The 19346-nt window shown below is 32.3% G+C and carries 15 protein-coding genes; 6 read left to right on the top strand and 9 right to left on the bottom strand.

Features of this window, described 5'->3' with window-relative positions; all coding sequences use genetic code 11:
- Positions 1–28 precede the first annotated feature (28 nt).
- A complete protein-coding gene (locus tag ACIQZ1_RS01255; RefSeq protein ID WP_396158300.1) occupies positions 29–946 on the bottom strand; it encodes a GLPGLI family protein in 918 nt (305 codons plus the stop codon).
- Positions 947–1032: 86 nt separating this feature from the next.
- Between ACIQZ1_RS01255 and ACIQZ1_RS01250 the strand changes: the two genes are divergently transcribed.
- On the top strand, positions 1033–1794 hold the full coding sequence (locus tag ACIQZ1_RS01250; protein WP_396158298.1) for a hypothetical protein: 762 nt from the start codon (positions 1033–1035) through the stop codon (positions 1792–1794).
- A 3-nt stretch (positions 1795–1797) separates the two neighbouring features.
- The gene (locus ACIQZ1_RS01245) at positions 1798–2412 is read left to right on the top strand and encodes a deoxynucleoside kinase (protein WP_396158296.1); all 615 of its coding nucleotides are present in this window, start codon (positions 1798–1800) and stop codon (positions 2410–2412) included.
- 36 nt (positions 2413–2448) lie between these two features.
- Here the strand turns inward: ACIQZ1_RS01245 and ACIQZ1_RS01240 are convergent, their stop codons facing one another.
- The 8 genes from ACIQZ1_RS01240 to ACIQZ1_RS01205 form a co-directional block, all read right to left on the bottom strand.
- Positions 2449–4920, bottom strand: a complete 2472-nt coding sequence (locus ACIQZ1_RS01240) for a glycosyl hydrolase 2 galactose-binding domain-containing protein (RefSeq protein WP_396158294.1) — start codon at positions 4918–4920, stop codon at positions 2449–2451.
- 10 nt (positions 4921–4930) lie between these two features.
- Entirely contained in the window at positions 4931–5602 is a 672-nt protein-coding gene (locus tag ACIQZ1_RS01235; protein ID WP_396158292.1) for a copper homeostasis protein CutC, read from the bottom strand.
- Positions 5602–6600: an isoaspartyl peptidase/L-asparaginase family protein gene (locus ACIQZ1_RS01230; protein WP_396158290.1), complete on the bottom strand. Its 999-nt coding sequence runs from the start codon at positions 6598–6600 to the stop codon at positions 5602–5604. The genes ACIQZ1_RS01235 and ACIQZ1_RS01230 overlap by 1 nt, the downstream gene beginning before the upstream one ends.
- 6 nt (positions 6601–6606) lie before the next feature.
- Positions 6607–8187 (bottom strand): beta-N-acetylhexosaminidase, encoded by a 1581-nt coding sequence (locus ACIQZ1_RS01225; RefSeq protein ID WP_396158288.1) that lies wholly within the window; start codon positions 8185–8187, stop codon positions 6607–6609.
- 93 nt (positions 8188–8280) lie between these two features.
- Positions 8281–10842 carry a sodium-translocating pyrophosphatase gene (locus ACIQZ1_RS01220; protein WP_396158286.1) on the bottom strand — a complete coding sequence of 854 codons (2562 nt, stop codon included), beginning with the start codon at positions 10840–10842 and terminating at the stop codon, positions 8281–8283.
- A gap of 106 nt (positions 10843–10948) precedes the next feature.
- A complete protein-coding gene (locus tag ACIQZ1_RS01215) occupies positions 10949–11479 on the bottom strand; it encodes an inorganic diphosphatase (protein ID WP_396158284.1) in 531 nt (176 codons plus the stop codon).
- Positions 11480–11656: 177 nt separating this feature from the next.
- The gene (locus tag ACIQZ1_RS01210; protein WP_396158282.1) at positions 11657–14137 is read right to left on the bottom strand and encodes a DUF5686 family protein; all 2481 of its coding nucleotides are present in this window, start codon (positions 14135–14137) and stop codon (positions 11657–11659) included.
- A gap of 145 nt (positions 14138–14282) precedes the next feature.
- Complete coding sequence (locus ACIQZ1_RS01205) at positions 14283–15260, bottom strand: pyruvate dehydrogenase complex E1 component subunit beta (protein WP_396158280.1); 978 nt, start codon at positions 15258–15260, stop codon at positions 14283–14285.
- A 253-nt stretch (positions 15261–15513) separates the two neighbouring features.
- Here ACIQZ1_RS01205 and ACIQZ1_RS01200 point away from each other — a divergent pair, with 253 nt between their 5' ends.
- From ACIQZ1_RS01200 to ACIQZ1_RS01185, 4 genes are all read left to right on the top strand, one after another.
- On the top strand, positions 15514–16260 hold the full coding sequence (locus ACIQZ1_RS01200) for an electron transfer flavoprotein subunit beta/FixA family protein (protein ID WP_396158278.1): 747 nt from the start codon (positions 15514–15516) through the stop codon (positions 16258–16260).
- 37 nt (positions 16261–16297) lie between these two features.
- Complete coding sequence (locus ACIQZ1_RS01195) at positions 16298–17266, top strand: electron transfer flavoprotein subunit alpha/FixB family protein (protein ID WP_396158276.1); 969 nt, start codon at positions 16298–16300, stop codon at positions 17264–17266.
- 121 nt (positions 17267–17387) lie between these two features.
- Entirely contained in the window at positions 17388–18002 is a 615-nt protein-coding gene (locus tag ACIQZ1_RS01190) for a bifunctional nuclease domain-containing protein (RefSeq protein WP_396158274.1), read from the top strand.
- A 24-nt stretch (positions 18003–18026) separates the two neighbouring features.
- Complete coding sequence (locus ACIQZ1_RS01185) at positions 18027–19343, top strand: nucleoside permease (RefSeq protein ID WP_396158272.1); 1317 nt, start codon at positions 18027–18029, stop codon at positions 19341–19343.
- The last annotated feature ends 3 nt before the right edge of the window (positions 19344–19346 follow it).

Genomic DNA, 19346 nt, shown 5'->3' with positions numbered 1-19346 from the left:
ATATTTGGGGTTTAAATAAAGTTAAAAATTATCTAGAAATTCTCATTTGCATACCACCTCTTGAGCCAGGTCCGCCACCCATTTCACTCATTTCTTTCATTTTTTTAATCATAATATCGTCGTATTCTTTTTGAGTTACTTTGTCTCCTCCTGTTGGGGCTTTAATCTCAATTTTTTCTTTCACATTCAATACTAATTTCGAACACATAATTACGGTTTTACCATCGTTAACTTCCATAATTAAGCCAGGTAGACCCCAATATTCGTCCGGACCTTGGTTTACTGGAATTTCTGGACAATACCAAGCGGTAACAGTAACTTCTTTTGGCATATCTATTTCGGCAAAAAAGTTGGTTTTCTTTTCTTCTTTTTTCTCTCCATCAGCTTTTTCATCAGCTTTTCCTTCCACTGTTTCTTTTTTTGGTTCTTCTTTTTTTCTTCTAAAATTTCTAAAGTCAGTTTTACTTGCTTCTTTTACAGCTGTAGCTTTAAAACAAGTATAATCACCTATTTTTTTAGATTCATCACTTAATACCCATTTTAAATTGGGTAAGGAATCTTTAATTAAAAATTCTTTTCCAAATACTTCTTTATCAACGGTGTATTGTTTTTCTTTAACGTTTTTAAAATACGTTCCGCCTCCTCCCATAAAAGACGCCATCATTCTTCCGCCACCTCCTTGTCCAGGCGCATCAAGTTTTTCTTCTTCTTTGTATATTGACGCAGATTTATCGAAATTTAGAACGAATGTTTTTTCAAACATTTTTTTCATTCTTTCCATAATTTGAGTTTTCATTTCTGGAGTCATGTCTTTGTTTCCGTCAAAATTTTTAGCAAATTCTGCTGTTGACGTTTTAGATTCGTAAACTGCCATTCCTTGGAAATCTTTTTGTGCGTTAGCTATAAAAGTAGTTAAGCTCAATACTGCAAATAATATTCTTTTCATCTTATATTTATTTTAATGAATATTAGACTATAAAAATAGCTAATAGTTACACTTTAATTTGTTATTTTTGTGTTAATATTTATTGTATGCGAATTTCACTGTTTTTATTATTAGCAACTTTTTCTTCTTCAGCTCAAAATTTTGAAACTGTCAAGATAGCATCAAAGCTATTTAATTATGAAGTGTTTTGGGGAAATGATATTTCTGGAAAACATTTTTTTTCAAAGAATAATACGCTATATAAAATTAGTAAATTGGATACATTAAACTACGCAAATAATAACTTTGGAAATTTTTCAAGTGTAGAAACTTTTAATATGTTACAAACACTTGTTTTTTATAAAGAAAATAACGCTTTTGTTTTGTTAGATGCACAACTTAACGAAATTAAGACTACTATTTTTTCGGAAATTAATTGCGAATTTTTAAAACCTGCTTCTCAAAATGAATTGTGGTTTTATGATAGTTTAAGCCAGCAAATTGGATTGTACAATTTAAATTCGATAACATTTAAATTTTTATCTAACCCAATCAAAAATATTAAATATTCGCAATCGGATTATAATTATTTGTATTGTATTGATACTGAGAATAATGCTTTTTCTATTTCTAAATTTGGAAAAATAAAAAGTTTGGGAAAAATAATGTCTTTTGAAAAAGTATTTTTTTTAAGTCAAAACGATTTGTTTTATCTTTTTGATGGTAAAATATATTATTATACCTTTGAAAATCAGATATCGACTAGAATAAATATTAATGAAAAATTGATTGAAAATTTTTGTTTTTCAGATGGATTTTTTTCTATTTTTACGAACAATCAATTAAGTACTTATAAAATTAATAAATAACATATGCATATAGCTATTGCAGGAAATATTGGAGCTGGAAAAACTACATTAACAAAGTTGTTGTCCAAACATTTTAAATGGGAAGCACATTTTGAAGATGTAGATGATAATCCATATTTGGACGATTTTTATCATTCAATGGAGCGTTGGAGTTTTAATCTGCAAATTTATTTTTTAAATAGTCGTTTCAGACAAATTTTAGAGATAAGAAAATCGGGTAAAAAAACCATACAAGATAGAACCATTTATGAAGATGCATTTATTTTTGCACCTAATTTACACGCAATGGGTTTAATGTCAAATAGAGATTATACCAATTATAAATTGCTTTTTGATTTGATGGAAGGTTTGGTTGGAGCACCAGATTTACTAATCTATTTAAGAAGTTCTATTCCAAATTTAGTAGGACAAATTCATAAACGAGGTAGGGATTATGAAAATTCTATTTCTATTGATTATTTAAGCAGATTAAATGAGCGTTACGAAGCTTGGGTTACTACTTACACGAAAGGAAAATTAGTCATCATTGATGTGGATGATATTGATTTTGTTAATAATCCCGAAGATTTAGGAAACATCATCAACAGAATAGACGCCGAATTAAACGGATTATTTTAGCATACAAAACGCCTCAACCAAGGCGTTTTTTTATGTTTATTCATTCATAACATCAAATAAAGACATTACCTTAATTTCTTGAGTTGGTTTTTGAGTCTTAATGATTTTTGGAAATCCTGGAATTAAATCAAAATAGTTTTCTTCAAAAAAAGCACTATTTGCTTGTAAATACACGTTTTTTGCAAGTGTATTTGTTTTAAGCTCGATAAGTGTTTCGCCTACAATTTTAATTTCAATAGTTGGTTTTTCAAGTTGTAACTCTTTTGGTTTTACAAAGTAATGATGCGCAAAGATTTTCTTCTGATTGCTATTAAATTCTAAAATTAGTGCCGTTTTTTCTTTTTCAAATTTTGGTAATTCCGCATTAGAAATCTGCAAACAATTTGTGTTTTTTTCTACGTCCAAATTACATTCTTTTGAAGCAGTCCAAAGTTCCTTTCCAGAAAAATCAATCAATTTAACAGCTAATGTCCCAGAGATTGCTTCTAAATTATCGTTACTGCCAATAATTGAAAGTCCGTCCGCATTTTCTGTTACCGCTAAAAGTATCGGAGCAAAACTTTCTTTTACTTGGTAGTGTGCCGCTTTCCAATTTCCATAGTAATCTAAAGTACTCCAAGAAGTTACAGGCCAGCAATCGTTTAATTGCCAATATAACGAGCCCATGCAATAGGGTTTTGCTAATCGGTGCGCTTTAATGGCGATTTTCATACCATACGCTTGCAACAATTGAGAAACATAATTGTATTTTTCTATTGAATTAGGTACCGGAAAATCTCGTGCCATATATTCATTTATGGTTTCAAACCCAGTAGGATGTTTTTGATGATTTTTAAATGCTTCTGAAGTAAAATTAAGATCTTCTTTAGCAATTACTTTTTCTAAGGTTACCCAATTAGGCATCCCTTGAAAACCATATTCACTCATAAATCGGCCAACTTTTTTCTTATACATTTCAAAAGGTTCTTTGCCCCACCAAACGCCCCAATAATGCGAATCGCCTTGGGTTAAACTTTCTTTTTTGCCCCAACCTATAGAAGGTGAAGAAGGCCAATATAGATTTTTTTCATTGGATAAAAGACTATCTAATGTTTCAGGAATAACTTCATGAAATACTTTTTTATAGTCGTTCCAAATTTTTGTAGAATCGGCTTGAGAATACTTAAATTGTTTTTGCCAACCCCAATTGTGCCAACCTTCATCAATCTCGTTATTGCCACACCAAAGTGCTATACTTGGATGATTTTGCAAACGATTTACATTGTCAATTACTTCATGTTTTATGTTTTCTACAAATTTTTCATCTCCGGGATACATCGCGCAAGCAAACATAAAATCTTGCCACACTAAAATACCATTGGCATCACAAGCATTGTAAAATTCGTCATGCGCATATACGCCACCACCCCAAACGCGTAACATATTCATATTGGCTTTTCTAGCGTTTTGAACTAATTCATAATAACTTGATGGCGTTTGTTTTGGAATAAAGCTATCTTGCGGAATATAATTTGCCCCTTTCATGAAAACTGGTTTGTCGTTTAATTTGAAATAAAAGCTTGTGCCAAATTCATCTTTATCTTGCACTAATTCAATGGTTCGAAGGCCTATTTTAAGTTCTTTGTTATCTATGATTTTTCGACTTTGTTCCAATGAAAAATAAAATTCATATTGATGTGGAAACCCTAAACCATTACACCACCAGCGTTTTGGGTTCGAAATTTCATAATGCATTTTTACTTTATTCGTTCCTTTTTTAAGATGAAATGTTTCTGATTTTTCATTAATTTTTAGTTGAATCGTTTTTACTTCCGAAACATGAATTTCAGTTGTAAATTCTAAAATTGCTTTTTGGTCATTCAACTCAACTTGACTGTATTTTATATTCTCAATTTTCGCCGAATTCCAAAACTTCAATTGCACTTTTTTCCAAACACCAGCGGTTACAAATCGTGGTCCCCAATCCCAACCAAATTGATATTGCGCTTTTCTTACAAAAACACGTTCTTTTTCAGGTAACGTATATGATAATTTTTCGGCTTCTTCCTTTCCTTTTTGAACTGCCGATTGAAATACAATTTTTAGATGATTTTTTCCTTTTTTTAGATGATTATTCGCTGAAATTATCCATTTTCGGAACATATTATCCGCTTCTAAAACTATTTTCCCATTTATATAAACAGTAGCATAAGTGTCTAAACCCTCAAATTCTAATTCGATATTTTCATTGGAAATTTCTTTTTCAGATAATAAAAAGGTAGTTTCATATTCCCAGTTTTCATTTTCAATCCATTGCAATTGTTTTTCATTCGCTCCAAAAAACGGATCAGGAATTAATTGATTAGCGAATAAATCGGTATGAACGGTTCCGGGAATGGTAGCTATGTGTTTTTTAGTTTCACCTTGTTTGTTGAATAACCAATTTTCTGATGATAAATTCCGATAAGAAGTTTGTCCCAAAACGGAATAGCAGATAAAAATTAGAAATAATGTTGTTTTTTTAAACATATCAAATCATTTACGATTGCAATTTTTCCTTTAATTGAATAATTTCCTCTGGATTCGCGATTTCACTTCCATCGGTAATTGCCGATGAATGATACCAATTTGCACCAATGATTTTATTCAATTCAGAAATATTTGTTGAACGCAAACCGCCACCTGGCATAATTTCGATGCGATTTTTGGCTTGAATGACTAATTTTTTCAAAACTTCTTTCCCTTCCATAACATTGGGAAATGTTCCAGATGTAAGAATCGTTGAAAAACCGGAAGAAATAACAGCTTCCAAAGCTTGTTCATAATTAGAAACAGCATCAAAAGCACGATGAAATGTACACGGATAAGGATATGCTTCAACTACTAACGTTTTGTTTTGCTCAATATTTATAGTATTACCTTCATTTAAAATTCCGAAAACAAATCCGTTAACACCAAGTTTTTTGATGGTTTCGATTTCCGATTTCATTTGATTAAATTCAGAATCCGAATAGCAAAAATTTCCACCTCTTGGACGAATCATAATATATAAATCGATTGTCAAATGCTCTCGAGCTTTTTGAATCATTTCAATTATTGGAGTAGTTCCACCAACCGAAATAGTAGCACATAATTCGACTCTATCCGCACCTGCTTTTTGAGCTAGTATTGCAGATTCGAGATTGAAACAAGCGATTTCGAATTTTTTCATTATTTCAAAAAGTAATTGGCATCTATCAATTTGTTTCCGGTTGCATCATGAACGGCATAATTGAAACCGCCTTGTATACAATAGGATCCATATTCTCCTTTTTTATTTAGTGCAATAAATCCAACTTGAATGTCTTTTAATTCTTTGCCTCGATTTTTAGTTAGTTTTACAATTCGCATTACCGCTTCTTCACAAGCTTTTTGAGGAGATAAACCTTGTCGCATTAATTCAACTACCAAATGACAGCCTGTAATACGAATGACTTCTTCGCCATGACCTGTTGCTGTTGCTGCGCCTATTTCGTTATCTACGTATAATCCCGCGCCAATAATTGGAGAATCGCCTACACGGCCGTGCATTTTAAATGCCATGCCGCTGGTTGTACACGCACCTGATAAATTTCCATTTGCATCTAAAGCAATCATTCCAATAGTATCATGATTTTCGATATTAGCAATGGGTTTGTATTGACTGGTTTTTAACCATTCTTTCCATTCTTTTTCAGATTCTTCAACTAATAAATTTTCTTTTTTAAAGCCTTGTGAAAGTGCAAATTGTAACGCTCCTTTTCCTACTAACATTACGTGAGGAGTTTTTTCCATAACCGCACGAGCTACAGAAATTGGATGTTTGATGTGTTCCAAACAAGCGACTGAACCAATATTTGAAAATTCATCCATAATACAAGCGTCAAGGGTTACTTTTCCATCTCTGTCAGGACGACCGCCATAACCAACGCTGCGTTCTGTAGGATCTCCTTCTGGAATCTTTACGCCAGCCTCTACTGCATCTAAAGCTCGACCATTTTTGCTTAAAACTTCCCAAGCAGCTGCATTGGCTTCAATTCCGAATCGCCAAGTGGAAAGCACGATTGGTTTTTGTACCGAATTTAATTCAATTTTATTTTCATCCGTTTCAGTCGTGTTTTTGAAACTTGTAAGCGCTAATCCAGCCGTTGCTAAAGCAGTTTTCTTTAAAAAATTTCGTCTATTAGTCATGTTATTTTATTCTGTGAAAGAAGTTTTTCTATAATTGATATTATTGTTTTTTAGCCAATTTTCTTGTGCTTGTAAACGAGTTTTAAAATCAAGATAATTTTCTGGTTTTGCGGTTCCCCATAAAACTTCAGCCAGCGCAGACATTCTTGGCATAATCATATATTCAACTTGTTCTGGAGTAAGAATGTATTCCGTCCAAACATTGGCTTGCGCGCCTAAAATATATTTTTGTTCTTCTAAATCAAGTTCTTTTGGCATTGGATTAAAATTATATACTTTTTCTAAAGAAGTAAATCCACCAATGGCTAATGGTTCATTTTCTGGTTTCCCTTGGTAATGATCAAAGTAACAATGTGAACCCGGTGACATGACTACGAAATGTTTTTGCTTGGCTGCTGCAATTCCGCCTTCAGTTCCGCGCCAACTCATAACTGCTGCATTTGGTGCTAATCCGCCTTCTAGAATTTCATCCCAACCAATGATTTTTCGCCCTTTACTATTTACAAATTTTTCGATACGTTGGATAAAATAACTTTGTAATTCGTGTTCGTCTTTTAATCCTTTTTCCTTAATCAATTTTTGACAATGCGAACAAGATTTCCATCTAGTTTTTGGGCATTCATCACCACCAATATGAATGTATTCGGATGGAAATAAAGCCAGTACTTCAGAAAGCACATTTTCTAAAAATGTAAAAGTATCTTCTTTAGGGCAATATACATCATCGAAAACGCCCCATTTTTTGCCTACTTCAAATGGACCGACACTACAAGATAATTCTGGATAAGCAGCTAACGCAGCAAGTGAATGTCCTGGCATTTCGATTTCAGGAATAATTGTTACATGGCGTTGTGATGCATATGCAACTACTTCTTTAATTTCTTCTTGCGTGTAAAAGCCACCATATTTTATGTCATCAAATTTTTGGTCGTCATATCGTCCAACCATTGAACCATTTCTCCATGCTCCAACCTCTGTTAGTTTCGGATATTTTTTGATTTCAATGCGCCAACCCTGATCTTCGGTTAAATGCCAATGAAAGGTATTCATTTTATAATGCGCTAAATAATCAATGTATTTTTTGATGAAGGTGATAGGAAAGTAGTGTCTGCAAACATCAAGATGCATTCCACGCCATGCGTATTTTGGTGCGTCTGATATTTTTATCCAAGGAATCGCAATTTCGTTTTTTTTCTCAAACGGAACCATTTGCAATAATGTTTGAATACCATAAAAAAGTCCTTGATTAGTTAGGGCTGAAATAACTATTTCTGAATCAGATACAACTATTTCATATTGCTCTTTGTTGAAATTTGCAATTTTAGGTTCTAGTAAAACCAATTGGATGTTTTTAGAATTGTTTTTTGAAGTTATTTTTAGATGTAATCCTGTTTGAATTTGTATTGCTTCTTTTAAATAATTAGCTTCAAATGAATTTTCATCGGCTTGAATATACGTTTTTGTGTTAATATAAAAACTACCTTTTCCTACTAAAGTGTTTTGTGGTTTTGGTATAAAAGCAATATTGTTTTGAGAAAAACTCAACGAGATTAATAAAAATAATAGAAATGTATAGGTGGTTTTCATAAGTAAATATTTATGTACAGGATAAATATACAAAATAAATGCATAAAAAAAACCGCACAGCAATGTGCGGTTTTCTATTTTATAATGAATCTTTTATTTCAAAGCTTCAACTTTAGCCTTAACATCTTCTAACGAACCTTCAAAAGTTTGAACGTTTACACTCTTGTTTATAGAAGTTGTAACTGTTGCTTTTGCTTTTCCATTAGTATTTGTAATTTCTACTTTAACTTTTTTATCAGCGTCTTTAGCACAGCAAGATTTTTCTCCTTTTTTTCCAATGAATTTACCATTAGCATCATAATGAGACATACATATTTCTTTTTCTTCTGCTGTACAACCTAAAGAATCACACATTTTTGCGCATTCATCTTTTGTCATGGTTGCGCATTTAGTCATGTCACATTTACCCATGTTTGAAGCACTATCAACATTCATTTTGATAATTGTACATTTCATCTCTTTTTTAGTTCCTTCAGAATGACCTCCTAAAATAGGGGCGATTACCAATCCAATTAAACACGTTAATTTAATTAAGATGTTCATTGAAGGACCAGAAGTATCTTTAAATGGATCACCAACCGTATCTCCAGTTACAGCTGCTTTGTGCGCATCCGAACCTTTGTAAGTCATTTCACCATTGATTTCAACTCCAGCTTCGAATGATTTTTTAGCATTATCCCAAGCACCACCAGCGTTATTTTGGAATACCGCCCAAAGTACACCTGAAACGGTAACTCCGGCCATATAACCCCCTAACATTTCAGCGATTAATTGATTATTTTCTGGATAAACTAATTTTCCTAAAAGTACAATTGCAATTGGGAAACCAATCGTTAAAATTCCTGGTAACATCATTTCGCGTAAAGCGGCTTTAGTTGAAATTTCAACACATTTACCATATTCTGGTTTACCTGTTCCTTCCATAATCCCTGGAATTTCTTTGAACTGACGACGTACTTCGTACACCATATCCATTGCTGCTTTTCCTACAGAATTCATTGCTAATGCAGAGAATACTACAGGAATCATTCCTCCAATAAATAACATAGCTAATACTGGCGCTTTGAAAATATTAATACCGTCAATTCCTGTAAACGTTACATAGGCAGCAAATAAAGCTAACGATGTTAACGCTGCAGAAGCGATTGCGAATCCTTTTCCTGTTGCAGCAGTTGTATTACCAACTGAATCTAAAATATCTGTACGAGTACGAACCTCTTTTGGTAATTCACTCATTTCAGCAATACCACCTGCGTTATCAGAAATAGGTCCGAAAGCATCAATTGCTAATTGCATTGCTGTTGTAGCCATCATTGCAGAAGCAGCTAAAGCCACACCATAAAATCCTGCAAAAGCATACGAAGCCCAAATTGCAGCAGCAAATAAAATTACAGTTGGAAAAGTTGAAATCATACCAGTAGCTAAACCAGCGATTACGTTAGTTCCTGCTCCTGTTGATGATTTTTGAACAATTGCCAATACTGGTTTTGTTCCTAATCCGGTATAATATTCAGTTACTGATGAAATAGCGCCACCAACTATTAATCCTACAATTGTAGCATAGAAAACACGCATTGAAGAAATATCTTTCAATCCTTCTCCATAGAATTCCATTTTCATTGTGGTTGGTAACATATATTCAACTAAAAAGTAACAAGCAACTAAAGTTAAAAGGATAGAAACCCAGTTTCCAATATTTAATGCTTTTTGTACTTGTGCTTCTTTAGCGTCATCGCTTGAAATTTTCACTAACATTGTTCCGATGATAGAAAATAAAATTCCAAAACCAGCAATTGCCATTGGTAATAAAATAGGTCCGATTCCGCCAAAAGCGTCTTCGATTTTACCACCCATATCTTTAATTACATAATTTCCTAAAACCATAGCTGCTAAAACCGTTGCTACATAAGAACCAAATAAATCGGCACCCATTCCTGCAACGTCACCTACGTTATCTCCCACATTATCAGCAATAGTCGCTGGGTTTCTTGGGTCATCTTCTGGAATTCCTGCTTCTACTTTTCCAACTAAATCCGCACCAACGTCAGCTGCTTTGGTATAAATACCACCACCCACACGTGCAAATAATGCAATAGATTCAGCACCTAAAGAGAATCCTGCTAATGTTTCTAAAACTACGGTCATATCTTCCGTATTTGTCCAAACACCACCTGGCATAAAATATCTAAATAATACTATAAAAAAACCTGTTAAACCTAATACGGCTAAACCAGCTACACCTAATCCCATTACCGTTCCTCCACTAAATGAAACTTTTAATGCTTGTGGTAAACTTGTACGAGCCGCTTGTGTTGTTCTTACATTTGTTTTTGTAGCAATTTTCATACCCATATTTCCTGCTAATGCTGAGAAAAAGGCACCAAAAATAAATGCAACAACAATAAATAAATGTGTTTTAACTCCAGGAATGAAAGTGATTCCAGCCAAAACAATACTTGCAAGAATTACGAATACAGTTAATAATCTGTATTCCGCTTTTAAGAAAGCCAATGCGCCTTCATAAATGTAATCTGAAATTTCTTTCATTTTACCGTCACCGGCATCTTGTTTTAATACCCAGGCACGTTTCATTGCCATAAAAAGCAAACCAATAATTGCCATAACAATTGGCAAGTAAATCATAAAATTATTCATAGTTTTTTGTAAATAGTTAATTTTAATTTAATCGAGCAAAAATACACAAAAAAGGCAATTATTCTAATCATAATTGCCTTTTTTAATAAAAATTGTTAATTTTTTTTTATTTTATACTGAATAAACCTTCTGGTTTGTTTTCAATTGCTTCAAATCGTTCTGTGCATTCTTTAATGATGGCACGTGCTTCATTTACATCTCCCCAACCTTCTACATCTACATTTTTATTTTCTAAATCTTTATAAACTTGAAAAAAGTGTTCAATTTCTTTTACTAAGTGTGGATTAACGTCACTTAAGTCGTTTAACGAATTCCAGATTGGATCAGAAACAGGTACGCAAATAATTTTTTCATCCGGTCCTTTATCGTCTGCCATATGGAATACTCCAATGGGTTTTACTTCTATAACACATCCTGGAAATGTTGGCTTGGTTACTAATACTAACACATCCAGAGGGTCGCCATCTAATGCTAATGTTTCAGGGATAAATCCGTAATCTGCTGGATACATCATTGATGAGAATAGCATTCTATCAAATCGCATTCTTTTTAAATCAAAATCATATTCATATTTGTTTCGACTTCCTCTTGGGATTTCTACCAAAACATCAAATGTTGTTACTTTATCTGCTGTCATTTTTGTATTTATTTATCGACTGCAAAGGTAGAAAAAACTTAGAGCTTAGGGTTTAGCACGTATTCGATTTCTTATATTATAGATTTTATAATAGTAAAAATATATTTACCATAAAAAAACAGTAGAAAAATTATGAAAAATTAATTTTTTTTAAAAAAAAACAAGGATGTTAATTTTTTAAAAATAAAATCCAAAACCTACACGAATTGTGAATTTTCGAGCTTCAGGAATGTCAAAATAACTACCACGCCAAGAGGCATCAACTCGCATTACTTTAAATATATTCCCAATTCCGGCAGAATATTCGTAATAACCATCTACGGGTGCTTGATATAGTTGGCCAGAAGCATTTATAGCTCTGTTTTCATTTGAAACGGAACCATAAACGGCTTTTACACCAATGATTTCTCGCCAATTTAGTTTTCGAAGTAATGGAACTCTTGAAAATAATTTACCATTGAAATTATGTTCCAAATGAAGTGAGGTATATTGGTCTGATACAAAATCGTAATAATTTAATAAGTTATAGGTATTATCGATAATAAAAAACGATTGATTTCCAGGAATAATTCCCATTAAGGATAAAGGAACTGTTCCGAAAGTTTTCCCAACTTCTAAAGTTGTAAACAGTCGACCAAAACCACCTATTAATAATGGTTGACGATAAAAAAACTGTAATTTAGAATACTTGAAATCGCTATTTAAAACGCCTTTTAATCCTTGAGAGTAACTTACAAAAATTCTTGGATAATTTAAATCTACTTCCATTCGGTCCACACCATAGCCAATCATTTTTCTATTTGGTGTATAGTTGATTAAAAAATTGACTTCAGATTGCGTTATTTTGTTAGCTGTTTTACTAAAAGTGTCATCTGTGAAATAGTCCAATTTAAATTCTGGTGAAGCAGAAGATAACGTTCTATATGAAAAACTACTTTCGAAGACCAAATTTTTAACTGGTTCTATCTCGAAGCCTAAGTTGGTTAAATTTACATTGGTTAATTTATTGTTTATACCACTTGAGAAAAAAGAAGAAGATGCGAAACTTCTACCTAAAACATCATTTGAAGTGGTTAAGCTTACGCCAATTTGTTCTACATCTCTACGGTTTCCAAAAGTGGCAATAAAGCGATTTTTCTTATCCAACATTACACGGGCATTAATTCCGTATTTTATTTTTTGGTCTTTAAAACCATAAGCGGTATAACCTTGGATACGCCAAGGGTCGTTAGGTCCAAAGTATGTTCTCCCTCCTAATCTGATGCGTTGTCCTTCTACGTCATTGTATCCAAAAGTTGAAAAAATAGGTCCAATATCAAATTTTCCAACTTGAATGTAGCCACTTCCTAAAATAGATACTAAATTGTAAAATCGTTTAATTTTCGGAACTGTTTTTAAGGTGTCGAGCATTTCATAAATTCCTTTTTCGTTAGAATTTAGACTTTCAAATCGATTTTCTTCCCAATATTCCTCAGTTTTGGTAAACGCTTCATTATTAAAATTGTTGACTTCTTCACGGTAAAATTTATCGTCTTTTACTTTATTGAATTGATGATTTTTGAACATAGTTGTTCGTTTTCCGTACATACCATTAGAACCTTCTTTTTTGGTTAAGGCAAAATCCGTCATCATATGATCTCGCTTCAATAAGAAAACTGAATCGTTAAGTACGTCAAATTCTTGTTCAATATAAATGTCTCGAACCCAGTTGATATTGGCACTTTTACTGGCTTCCATATTGATACTCTTAATAGCATAAGTGGAATCGTTTACCCAAAAATCACCTTTAAAAGTCAGCTCGTTTTTTCTTCTCGGATAATATACAATATTATAGCACCATTTTTTATCAATAAATGTACTGTCTGCCAAAACATAGTTGTACACTTGAATTCCAGTTCGGGATAACGGACTTACAAAATCTTTATCGAAAAATTTTAGGTAGTTGTTGTAAATATCGTAATCGGCATATAAATCTTTTAAAAAGGCATTTACACCATCATTATTTGCGTTACCAAATCCTGAGTATTTATTGGCTTCTAAAACGTCTTTTGTTTTATTTTTTAGATTGTCACCATATACTTTACTTTTGGTTTCATTAATGAAAATTGGCAAGAAATTTTTACCTGTAATCGCAGAAGTATCAACGTGTTGAAAAATAAATTCTACATTTTTGAAGATTTTATTTTTCATAAATGTACTATCTATTGAATTAATGTCAAATTCAATCTTTTCATACTTATCGTATTCGTATTGATAAAATTGACGCAATCCATTTTTCTTTTTTCTTTCCCAAATTTTTCTAAGAATATCTATAGCGGGATTGTTTTTTTTTGAAGTTTTTCCGCCATACACTTTTACTTCCGCAATTTCATTTGCGTTTTCTAAACTAATTTTTAAATCGTAATTAAATGTGCCTGAAAGTGGTACTTCCTTATCTTTATAGCCAACAAATGAAACTATTATGGAAGGATATGTTTTTTTTGATTCGATATAAAATTTACCATTTTCATCTGCAATTACGCCTTCTGCGGAATTTTTAAAAGCCACCGTAGCATAAGAAACAGGTTGTTTGGTGTCGTCTAAAACGATTCCGCTTACTTTTGTTTGGGAAAAAGCAAGTGATGAAATTAGAATAATAAGCGTTAGTAGGTTTTTCATTTGGGTTATAATTATAAAAAAATCCCGATATAATCGGGATTCAAATATACTTTATTTTAAAATAGTAGGCAAATTGATAATTATAGATTTTTAAAATAATTATATTAAAATTACTTCCAAAAAGATAATTTTTGCCTAACTCTTTTTATTTATACATTACTTTTTTTACAGCTTTTACTACATCATTACTGTTTGGTAACCATTCTTTTAAAAGAGTAGGTGAGTATGGCGCAGGTGTGTCAGCAGTTGTGATTCGTTGAATTGGTGCGTCTAAATAATCAAAAGCACGTTCTTGTACCATATATGTAATTTCAGAAGCAACAGAGGCGAACGGCCAAGCTTCTTCTAAAACGACTAATCTATTTGTTTTTTTAACCGAATTAATAATACAATCGTAATCCATTGGACGAACGGTTCTTAAATCGATAATTTCACATGAGATACCTTCTTTTGCTAATTCATCAGCTGCTATAAATGCTTCTTTTATGATTTTACCAAATGAAACGATAGTTACATCAGTACCTTCACGTTTGATATCTGCTACACCAAGTGGAATAATATAATCGCCTTCTGGAACTTCACCTTTATCACCATACATTTGTTCAGATTCCATAAAAATAACTGGATCGTTATCACGAATGGCAGCTTTTAACAAACCTTTTGCGTCATAAACGGTACTTGGTACAACTACTTTTAAACCAGGTGTGTTGGCAAACCAGTTTTCAAAAGCTTGTGAGTGTGTTGCACCTAATTGTCCTGCAGATGCTGTTGGTCCACGAAAAACCATTGGCATTGGAAATTGTCCAGCCGACATTTGACGCATTTTCGCCGCATTATTTATAATTTGATCAATTCCAACTAAAGAGAAATTGAATGTCATATATTCTACAATTGGTCGGCATCCGTTCATAGCTGAACCTACTGCAATACCTGCAAAACCTAATTCTGCAATTGGAGTATCGATTACTCTTTTTGGTCCAAATTCATCAAGCATACCTTTTGAAGCTTTATAGGCTCCATTATATTCTGCAACTTCTTCTCCCATTAAGTACACCGTTTCATCACGACGCATTTCTTCGCTCATTGCTTCACAAATAGCTTCTCTAAACTGTATTGTTCTCATAAAATTAATTCTAAAACTTAGTGAAGTGCAAAAATAATAAAATTTAATGAGTACACTCATTATTATTTAATATTTTTACTCAATCGATTTCTTTAATAATATCTTATCAAATTCTTAATTTTACCTATTTTAATTCAACAATTCATAAAATTTATTTAATTTTTGTGAAAAAACAATATTTTATATGCGCGCATAATATTTTTTTAAAACATTTTTTGTAATTTCGTGGCATCAATATAAAATCAGTATAAAAATGAAAATATTAGTTTGCATCAGTCACGTTCCTGATACTACTTCAAAAATTAATTTTGTTAATAACGATACCGAGTTTGATACAAATGGCGTACAATATGTTATTAATCCAAATGACGAGTTCGGTTTAACCAAAGCAATTGTGTTAAAAGAGCAAAATGGTGCCCACGTAACTGTTGTTAATGTAGGTGGTGCAGATGCCGAAGCTACTTTAAGAAAAGCTTTAGCTATTGGTGCAGATGAAGCCATTCGAGTTAACACTCAACCAACAGACGGTTTATTTGTTGCAAAACAATTGGCTAATGTGGTGAAGCAAGGTGGCTACGATTTAATTATTGCAGGTACAGAATCTATCGATTATAATGGAGGTATGGTTCCTGGAATGTTAGCTGGATTATTAGGATTCAATTTTGTAAATGCTTGTATAGGAATTGAAATTTCTGGAACAGAAGCTACAACAATTAGAGAAATTGATGGCGGTAAAGAAACAGCTACATCAAGTTTACCTTTAATTATTGCAGGAAAAAAAGGCTTGGTTGAAGAAAAAGATTTAAGAATTCCAAATATGCGAGGTATTATGACAGCAAGAACAAAGGCATTGAATATTGTAGAACCAACTTCAGATGCTAATGCCACATCTTCAATAAAATTTGAAAAACCTGCAGCAAAATCAGCTGTAAAATTAATTAGCTCAGATAATTTAGATGAATTAATTAATTTATTACATAACGAAGCCAAAGTAATTTAATTGTAAATCGCAAAACGTAAATCGTAAATAAAAAAATATGTCAGTTTTAATATATACAGAATCAAACGAAGGTAAATTCAAAAAAGTAGCTTTTGAAATTGCTTCATATGCAAAAAAAGTAGCGGATATGCTTGGAACAACAGTTACTGCCGTTTCAATTAATGCTACAGAAAACAATGCTTTATCTGCTTACGGAGTGAGTAAAGTATTAAAAGTAACAAATGATAAATTAACGTCATTTAATGCAAAAGCTTACGAAGATGTAATTAAGCAAGCTGCTGAAAAAGAAGGAGCTAAAGTTGTAATTTTAGCTTCAACTACAGATAGTTTACATATAGCACCATTAGTAGCTGTACATTTAAATGCAGGTTTTGCATCAAATGTAATTGAAGCGCCTTTAAGTGTGACTCCATTTCAAGTTAAAAGAAGTGCTTTTTCTAACAAAGCATTTAATTTAACAGAAATTGCTACAGACGTAAAAGTTTTAGGAATTTCTAAAAATTCATTCGGATTGATTGAAAATGCAACTTCATTAACGGAAGAAGATTTTTCACCTGCCTTATCTGATTCAGATTTTGGTGTAAAAGTTATCAATTCAGAAAAAACAACTGGTAAAGTAACCATTGCGGATGCTGAAATTGTAGTGTCTGCAGGTCGTGGATTAAAAGGACCTGAAAATTGGGGAATGATTGAAGAATTGGCAACTGTACTTGGTGCAGCAACAGCTTGTTCTAAACCTGTTTCAGATATCGGATGGCGTCCTCACGGGGAACACGTTGGGCAAACAGGAAAACCAGTTGCAGCTAATTTATATATTGCTGTTGGAATATCTGGGGCTATTCAGCATATTGCAGGAATCAACTCTTCAAAAGTAAAAGTAGTTATCAACACTGATGCTGAAGCGCCTTTCTTTAAAGTAGCCGATTATGGTATTATAGGAGATGCTTTTGATGTAGTGCCAAAATTGATTGAAAAATTAAAAGCTTTTAAAGCGGCAAACGCATAAATTTTTTATATATTGTGCCTCCTAAAAAGGCTATCTAAATACGATAGAAATATCCAATTTAGATAGCCTTTTTTTGTAGAAAATATTTTTATAGTACATTTGAATAAAGTTTAAGTACAAAATGAGTTTAGTTAAATTAACCATTAAAGGAATATCGTATAGTCAAACACAAAATGGAGCCTATGCTTTAATTTTGAATGAAGAAGATGGCGACAGACAATTGCCAATAGTTATTGGCGCTTTTGAGGCGCAATCTATTGCAATAGCTTTAGAAAAAGAAATTACACCACCACGTCCTTTAACACACGATTTGTTTAAAACCATTGCAGATAAATATGAAATCGTAATTACCCAAGTGATTATTCATAAATTAGTAGATGGAGTGTTTTATTCCAGTATTGTTTGCGAAAGAGACGCATTAGAAGAAGTAATTGATGCGAGAACTTCCGATGCAATAGCGTTAGCTTTACGATTTAATGCACCTATTTTTACCTACAAAAATATATTAGATAAAGCTGGAATTTTCTTAAATAAAAACAAACAAGAATTTCATTCTGACGAAGAAAAAGATGACGACGATATACTTTCAGAACCAGAAGTATATGGCGAAGAAGAACCGCAAAACATATACTCAAAATTTTCCATTCAAGAGTTACATAATATGTTAGAAGAAGCTATTCAAAATGAAGATTACGAAAAAGCAGCACTAATAAAAGCAGAAATAGATAAAAAATAAAAAAACCAACCAAAATACTACAAAATGAACATAAAATTAAAATTAACTATTGTAAGTTTTTTACAATTATTTGTATGGGGTGCCTGGTTAACTACTTTGGCAAGTTATGGATTTGGTTTTAAACAATGGTCGGGTGCCGAGTTTGGAATTGTGTTTTCAACTTTAGGTTTAGGTTCCATAATTATGCCACCTATATCAGGAATTATCGCAGATAAATATTTGAATTTAGAAAAATTATACGGCATTCATCATATTTTATATGGAATAATTTTACTTTTTTTACCTGCTATTGATAGCCCTTCTACTTTCTTTTGGGTGTTGCTTGTGGGCATGATTTTTTATATGCCAACGTTATCTTTGTCAAGCTCACTATCTTTTGCCGTTTTGAAAAAATTTAACTTTAATATCATTAAAGATTATCCGCCCATTCGAGTTTGGGGAACCATAGGTTTTATAGCAGCTATGTGGTGTACTAATCTTTTTAGTAATGTAAATCCGCCTTTTTCTTTCGGGATTGGAGTAGGAAAAGCTATTGCTTCTATAACCAATATGCCAGTGGAATGCAATCAGTTTTATATGGCATCTTTTTTCGCAATTCTATTGGGAATTTTCTCTTTCACTTTGCCAAAAATTGAACCAATAAAAGACGAAACTAAAAACAAAACATTGTCTCAAATTTTTGGTTTAGATGCGTTTAAACTTTTTAAAGAATCTAAAATGGCTATGTTTTTTATCTTTAGTATGTTTTTAGGAGCCGCTTTACAATTAACTAATATGTATGGCGAAACCTATATTAAAGATTTTGAAAACATACCAAAATATGCAGAAACTTTTGTAGTAAAATCCGCAAATATTGTTTTGTCTATTTCTCAAATTTCTGAAACCATATTTATTTTAGCCATTCCGTTTTTCTTACGACGATATGGAATTAAAAAAGTAATGCTTTTTAGTTTAATTGCTTGGGTATTGCGTTTTGGATTTTTCGCTTATGGCGATCCAATTGGAAGTTTATGGATGATTATTATGTCGAATATCGTCTACGGATTGGCGTTTGACTTCTTTAATATTTCGGGTTCTTTATTTGTAGAAACCACAACCGATTCTAAAATTCGTTCCTCTGCACAAGGATTATTTATGATGATGACCAATGGTTTCGGAGCAATCTTAGGAAGTTTAGGAAGCGGATTTTTAATTGACACCTATTTTACTACTGCAAACGGAAAAGACTGGCATAACATCTGGCTTACATTTGCAGTTTATGCTTTAATTATTACTGTTGCATTTGCAATATTATTTAAACACAAACACAATCCAAAAGACGTAGAATCATTTAGTCATTAAATA

The sequence above is a fragment of the Flavobacterium sp. genome, from assembly GCF_044341185.1.
Classification (GTDB): Bacteria; Bacteroidota; Bacteroidia; order Flavobacteriales; family Flavobacteriaceae; genus Flavobacterium.
The sequence above is the reverse complement of the archived record's forward strand: the minus strand, read 5'-3'. Positions and strand labels throughout refer to the sequence as shown.

What these genes read in the sequence shown, in the direction of transcription:
- ACIQZ1_RS01255 (WP_396158300.1), bottom strand. Translation starts at nt 946, where the DNA reads ATGAAAAGAATATTATTTGCAGTATTGAGCTTAACTACTTTTATAGCT.
- ACIQZ1_RS01250 (WP_396158298.1), top strand. Translation starts at nt 1,033, where the DNA reads ATGCGAATTTCACTGTTTTTATTATTAGCAACTTTTTCTTCTTCAGCT.
- ACIQZ1_RS01245 (WP_396158296.1), top strand. Translation starts at nt 1,798, where the DNA reads ATGCATATAGCTATTGCAGGAAATATTGGAGCTGGAAAAACTACATTA.
- ACIQZ1_RS01240 (WP_396158294.1), bottom strand. Translation starts at nt 4,920, where the DNA reads ATGTTTAAAAAAACAACATTATTTCTAATTTTTATCTGCTATTCCGTT.
- ACIQZ1_RS01235 (WP_396158292.1), bottom strand. Translation starts at nt 5,602, where the DNA reads ATGAAAAAATTCGAAATCGCTTGTTTCAATCTCGAATCTGCAATACTA.
- ACIQZ1_RS01230 (WP_396158290.1), bottom strand. Translation starts at nt 6,600, where the DNA reads ATGACTAATAGACGAAATTTTTTAAAGAAAACTGCTTTAGCAACGGCT.
- ACIQZ1_RS01225 (WP_396158288.1), bottom strand. Translation starts at nt 8,187, where the DNA reads ATGAAAACCACCTATACATTTCTATTATTTTTATTAATCTCGTTGAGT.
- ACIQZ1_RS01220 (WP_396158286.1), bottom strand. Translation starts at nt 10,842, where the DNA reads ATGAATAATTTTATGATTTACTTGCCAATTGTTATGGCAATTATTGGT.
- ACIQZ1_RS01215 (WP_396158284.1), bottom strand. Translation starts at nt 11,479, where the DNA reads ATGACAGCAGATAAAGTAACAACATTTGATGTTTTGGTAGAAATCCCA.
- ACIQZ1_RS01210 (WP_396158282.1), bottom strand. Translation starts at nt 14,137, where the DNA reads ATGAAAAACCTACTAACGCTTATTATTCTAATTTCATCACTTGCTTTT.
- ACIQZ1_RS01205 (WP_396158280.1), bottom strand. Translation starts at nt 15,260, where the DNA reads ATGAGAACAATACAGTTTAGAGAAGCTATTTGTGAAGCAATGAGCGAA.
- ACIQZ1_RS01200 (WP_396158278.1), top strand. Translation starts at nt 15,514, where the DNA reads ATGAAAATATTAGTTTGCATCAGTCACGTTCCTGATACTACTTCAAAA.
- ACIQZ1_RS01195 (WP_396158276.1), top strand. Translation starts at nt 16,298, where the DNA reads ATGTCAGTTTTAATATATACAGAATCAAACGAAGGTAAATTCAAAAAA.
- ACIQZ1_RS01190 (WP_396158274.1), top strand. Translation starts at nt 17,388, where the DNA reads ATGAGTTTAGTTAAATTAACCATTAAAGGAATATCGTATAGTCAAACA.
- ACIQZ1_RS01185 (WP_396158272.1), top strand. Translation starts at nt 18,027, where the DNA reads ATGAACATAAAATTAAAATTAACTATTGTAAGTTTTTTACAATTATTT.